The following is a 4,911-nucleotide window of genomic DNA, read 5'->3' as shown; positions in this document are numbered from 1 at the left end:
GCCTACGTGCGGGCGGGCGGCTTCCCGCCGTTCGCCACCGGTGAGGACCGCGCCCTCGTCCACGCGCTGGAGACGGGCGGGCACCACGTGCTGCGCACCCGGCGCTCACCCGTCGCCACCTCCGTCCGCCTGCGTCCGCGCGCGAGCGGCGGCTACGGCGAACGGCTCGCGCGGCTCGCGGAGACGGAGGGCACGGAGCCGGTGTGAGGAGCGGCGCCGGCGCGCGGAGCGGTGCCGCGCGTGCCGGGGGGCGATGCCCCGGGCCGTGCGGCGCCCGCTACTCCGCCACCACCCGCACCGTCTCCAGCGAGGTGTCCACCGCGTCCGGCAGGTTCATGCCGGCCGCGATGCCGGTGCGCAGGTAGCGCAGGAGGGGCGCGGTGAGGCGTTCGCCGGGGAGGGCGGCGGGGATGCCGGGCGGGTAGGGCGTGAGCATCTCGGCGCTGATCCGCCCCGCCGCCTCCGCCACGGGCACGTCCTCGACCGCGCCGAAGTAGGCGTCCCTCGGCAACAGGGCCTGCTCCAGGCGCAGTTCCTCGGGGGCCGGGACGGCGACCTCCGGCCCGGCGCCGAGCGTGGCCGCCTCGGCGGCCAGGGCGCGCAGCGCGTCGAGCAGGGGGCCGGTCGTGGACTCGTCGTCGGCGTACGTGAGCTGGGTGCTGATCCGGCGGTGGTCGGCCAGGTGCGCGTCGATGCCGTGGCGCTCGCGCAGCCGGTCGGCGGCCCGGTAGCCGCTCGTACCGAGCCCCGAGACGTCGATGACGACCGGGAGCGGGTCGAGGTCGTGACCGAGCCCGGGGCCGCAGAAGTCGGTGCGCCCGTGCACACGGAACCCGTCGATGCCGTCGATCGCCGCCCGTACCCCCGCCGCCCGGTCGAGCGCCGCGCCCAGCAGCTCCCGGCCGTGCAGCATCATCTGGCGGCGCCAGCCGTCCATCCCCGCGTACAGCAGGACGGACGGGCTCGTCGTGCCGAGCAGGTCGGCGCGCGAGGCCAGGACCGCCGGGTCCACGAGGTCGCCGCCGAGGTGGAAGACCGATCCCTGTTCGAGGCCGTTGCCCATCTTGTGGATGCTCGTCACGCACACGTCGGCGCCCGCGTCCATCGCCCACACGGGCAGGTCCGGGTGGAAGGGCAGGTGCGCGCCCCACGCCTCGTCCACGAGCAGCGGTTTGCCGCGCGCGTGGCAGACGCCCGCGAGCGCGCGCAGGTCGGCGGTCGTGCCGTACGGCGTGGGGCTCGTGACGAGCGCGCCCTTCGCGTCGGGGTGCGCGGCGAAGGCGGCCTCGTACGCGGCGGACGAGGGCGGGTGCGCGAGGTGGCGTGCGCGGTCCCACTCCGGTTCGACCCACACGGGCCGCACCCCGGAGATGATGAGTCCCGAGACGACCGACTTGTGCGCGTCGCGGCCGATGAGCAGCTTCTCGTGGGGTCCGGCGACGGACAGGATCGCCGCCTTGACCGAGAGGGAACTGCCGCAGGTCGAGAAGAAGGTGTGCGCGGCGTGCACCGCGTCCGCCATCAGCCGCTCCGCGCGTTCCAGGACCCGCCCCCGCGTGCGCCGCTCGTCGAGCCCGCCCGAGGCGAGCAGGTCGCTGTGGAAGGCGGCGTCGCCGAGCAGCCGCCGCACCCCGGGGTCCGCGCCCCTCGCCTGTTTGTGCCCCGGCGGGGTGAAGGACAGCTCGCCGCGCTCCTGGTACGCGGCCAGCGCTTCGAGGACGGGCGCCTGCCGGTGATCGACTCGCTCGGACATGTGCCTCCTGTTCCCCGGGGCCGCCCCGGGGAACCAGCCGATGAGCCGAGCGGCGGACACGGCGGCCCCGCGACTCCCGTGCGCAGGCCCCCCACGCGCGCCCGTACCGGCGGCCCCGTCCCCGCCGCACCCTTTGCACGTCCCCCGTGACCCGGGGCACACTCGAAGGCGAGGCAAGGAGGTTCCGTGAGCCGTACCGACACGCCCGCCGCACCGTCCCGCACACCGGCCGCCCCGCCCCGGCCGCCCACTCCGGCGACCGCCGCCCTTCTCGTCGTGCCCTTCGACACGCTGACCGACCTGGACAACGAGGTGGCCGCCGAGGAGACCCTGCGCGAAGCCGTCGAGGACCACCCGGCGCGGATCGTCGTGGTGCGGGTGCGCTCCCGGGTGGTGACCCCGCAGGCGCTGCGCATCCTGCTGCGCGCGGGGGAGCGCACGGTGCCCGGGGGCGTGCTGTGCGTCGCCGCCGAGTACCCGGCGGCGCGGCGCGTCTTCCACCTCACGGGGCTCGTGCGCGCCCTGCACGTGGCCGCCACCGTCCCGGGCGCCGTGCGGCGGGCGCGCGGCGGCCCCGTCCGCCCCGCGACGCCCCCGCGCCCGAGGACGCCCGTACGCACCCCGTCCGCGCTCGCGGGAGCGGCGCGCCGCGCGCGCGTCCCGCACGGACGCGGCGGCACCCGGCCGCACTGACCGGCCCACCCGCACCGACCGGCCGCCCGCACCGCACGTCCCGTCCCGCTGGAGGCACCCGTGAACAAGCCCGCCGCAGTCTTCGACGTGGACGGCACCCTGGTCGACACCAACCACCTCCACACCGTCTGCTGGTGGGAGGCGCTGCGCCAGGCCGGGCACCGGGTGCCGTTCACGACGATCCTCGGCGCGATCGGGCTGGGCTCGGACGACCTCCTCGCGCACGTGCTCGGCGCGGACCACGACCGGGACGGCGACGCGGACATCAGCGCCGGGCACAAGGCGCTCTACGGCACGTACTTCGACCGCCTCGCCCCCTTCGACCGCGCCGCCGACCTGCTGCGCCGGCTTACGTGGAGGGCTGGCCCGTGGTCCTGGCGACCTCGGCGGGCGGCCCCGAACTCGCCGCCCTGCGCGCGGCGATCGGCGCCGACGGGGCGATCGACGCGACGGCGAGCGCCGACGACGTGTCCGCGGGGAAGCCCGCGCCCGACCCGGTGCTCCACGCGCTCGAACAGGTCGGCGCGGACCCGGAGGGCTCGGTCTTCGTCGGCGACTCGGTGTGGGACATGCGCGCCGCGCGGGCGGCCGGCCTGCACCCCATCGGGCTCCTGAGCGGTGGAGTGTGCCGCGCGGAGCTGTCCGGGGCGCGCGCGGGAGGTCTACGAGGACACCGCCGCGCTCTTGGCGCGGCTCGGCGACAGCGCGCTGGGACGGCGCGGGACGGCGTGACCCCCGGGGGGCGCCCCTCCTCGGGCGCCGCTCCTCCTTCCGGGCACTGGTGCCGCCCCTACTCGGGTGTCGCCGGAAGCGCGTACAGGCCCGGGAGGTTGACGACCACCGCCTCCTGCGTGCTGCGCGCGATGACGACGACGGCCTCCGCCTCGGGATCGGGGTTCTCCTCGCGGTGGGGCACGTAGGGCGGTACGAAGATGTAGTCACCGGGCGAGGTGCGCAGCCGCACCTCCTCGGGGGCCTCCCCGGAGTCGTCCACGAACACGAACTCCGGGTGCCCGGACACCACGTGGATCGCGGTCTCCGAGGCGCCGTGGTGGTGGTCGGAACTCGCGGTGGACGGCGCCACGTGCGTCTGGCCCATCCACAGCTTCTCGGAACCGACCGTCCTGCCGCTCACCGCGGCGAACCGCCGCATCCCGCCGCTCTGCGCGGTGTCGCCGTCGAGCGCGTCGGCGCGGATGTGGTGCAGCCGGGCGCGCAAGGGGGCGACGGGGCCCGGTGGTTGCTCGTGCAGGTGCGGGTGGAAGCCCTCGCCCGCGACGGTCCCGCGCGGACCCGGCTGCCCCGGAGCCGTACCGCACGGGGTGGTCGCGCCCGGGGGCGGCTCGTCGGGAACGGTCTCGCCGGGGCTGGTCGATCGCTCGCTCATGGCCCGGAAGGTAGGGCCCCGCGAGAAAGGATGTCAAGAGGTGTCCAATGCTGTTCACCTGCGGCAACAATCGCGAGCCCGGCCCGCCGGCCGGCTCCGCCCGCTCCGGCGCGTACCGGGGCCGTGCATGATGGGGTGATGCAGATCTCCGCGAAGGCGGACTACGCCGCGCGAGCCCTCGTCGAGCTCGCTTCCCGCCCCGAACACCCGCTGACCTGCGAGGCGATGGCCTCCTCGCAGGGCATTCCGTTCCGCTTCCTCAAGTCGGTGGTCGGCGAGCTGCGCCGGGCCGGTCTCGTCCGCAGCCAGCGCGGCTGCGAGGGCGGTTACTGGCTCGGCAGGCCCGCCGAGGAGATAAGCCTCCTCGACGTGGTGCGCGCCGTGGACGGCGAGGTGCTCACCGTGCGGGGCACCGTGCCCGCCCACCTCGCCTACCCCGGTCCCGCCGCCGCTCTCCCCGGACTGTGGCGCACGCTGGAGGAGCGCGCCCGCGAGCTCCTCGGCGCGGTGAGCCTCGCCTCGCTCGCGCGCGAGGCGGCGCAGGAGCGCGCCGGTGCCCCGGCACAGGAGCGCGCCGGTGCCGATTCCGCCGCCCCGCTGCTCGTGGAGGGGAGCACGGTGTGAACGCCGCCCCGCTCCCCGAGGTCGAAGTCGCCGAGTACACCGACCCGTTGTGCCCCTGGGCCTGGGGCGCCGCGCCGCTCTTCGCCCGGCTGCGCACCGCCTGGAGCGGCCGGGCCCGCTGGCGGCGGGTGTACGCGATCCTCTTCGACGAGGACGAGGAGCCCGCCCCCGACCCGGCCGCCGAGACGGCCTGGTACGCGCGGTACGTGGCCGAGGTGTGCGCGGTCACGGGCGCGTCGTACGCGCCCCGCCTGGCCCGGGTCGCGGCCACCTCCTGGCCCGCCTCCTGCGTCGCGAAGGCCGCCGAACGGCAGGGCGCGCTCGCCGCCGAGGAGGTGCTGTGCCGCCTGCGCGCCTCGATGTTCGTGCACGGTGAGCCGGCCGACACCCTGCCGCTCGCCCTCGCGGCGGCCCGGGACGCGCCGGGCCTGGATCCCGCGCGTCTCGCCTCGGA

Annotated in this window: 4 protein-coding genes and 3 pseudogenes; 5 read left to right on the top strand and 2 right to left on the bottom strand. The window is 76.6% G+C overall.

Annotated elements, in window-relative coordinates; translation table 11 throughout:
* A pseudogene (locus tag SSBG_RS05165) lies at nt 1–207 on the top strand (glycosyltransferase family 2 protein); the annotation flags it as partial.
* A gap of 70 nt (nt 208–277) precedes the next feature.
* On the opposite strand, the gene SSBG_RS05160 reads toward SSBG_RS05165, so the two are convergent.
* Entirely contained in the window at nt 278–1,753 is a 1,476-nt protein-coding gene (locus SSBG_RS05160) for an aminotransferase class I/II-fold pyridoxal phosphate-dependent enzyme (protein WP_008745156.1), read from the bottom strand.
* 186 nt (nt 1,754–1,939) lie between these two features.
* Here SSBG_RS05160 and SSBG_RS05155 point away from each other — a divergent pair, with 186 nt between their 5' ends.
* Together SSBG_RS05155 and SSBG_RS30690 are read left to right on the top strand one after the other, a co-directional pair.
* A complete protein-coding gene (locus tag SSBG_RS05155) occupies nt 1,940–2,446 on the top strand; it encodes a hypothetical protein (protein ID WP_037868991.1) in 507 nt (168 codons plus the stop codon).
* A gap of 60 nt (nt 2,447–2,506) precedes the next feature.
* Nucleotides 2,507–3,178 (top strand): annotated as a pseudogene (locus SSBG_RS30690) (HAD family hydrolase).
* Between the two features lie 58 nt (nt 3,179–3,236).
* On the opposite strand, the gene SSBG_RS05145 reads toward SSBG_RS30690, so the two are convergent.
* A complete protein-coding gene (locus SSBG_RS05145; RefSeq protein ID WP_008745154.1) occupies nt 3,237–3,833 on the bottom strand; it encodes a cupin domain-containing protein in 597 nt (198 codons plus the stop codon).
* Nucleotides 3,834–3,971: 138 nt separating this feature from the next.
* Here SSBG_RS05145 and SSBG_RS05140 point away from each other — a divergent pair, with 138 nt between their 5' ends.
* Together SSBG_RS05140 and SSBG_RS05135 are read left to right on the top strand one after the other, a co-directional pair.
* Nucleotides 3,972–4,457: an RrF2 family transcriptional regulator gene (locus SSBG_RS05140; RefSeq protein WP_008745153.1), complete on the top strand. Its 486-nt coding sequence runs from the start codon at nt 3,972–3,974 to the stop codon at nt 4,455–4,457.
* Nucleotides 4,454–4,911: pseudogene (locus SSBG_RS05135) on the top strand (hypothetical protein); the annotation flags it as partial. The gene SSBG_RS05140 and the pseudogene SSBG_RS05135, both read left to right, overlap by 4 nt.

The organism is Streptomyces sp. SPB074, from assembly GCF_000154905.1.
GTDB lineage: Bacteria > Actinomycetota > Actinomycetes > Streptomycetales > Streptomycetaceae > Streptomyces.
The sequence above is the reverse complement of the archived record's forward strand: the minus strand, read 5'-3'. Positions and strand labels throughout refer to the sequence as shown.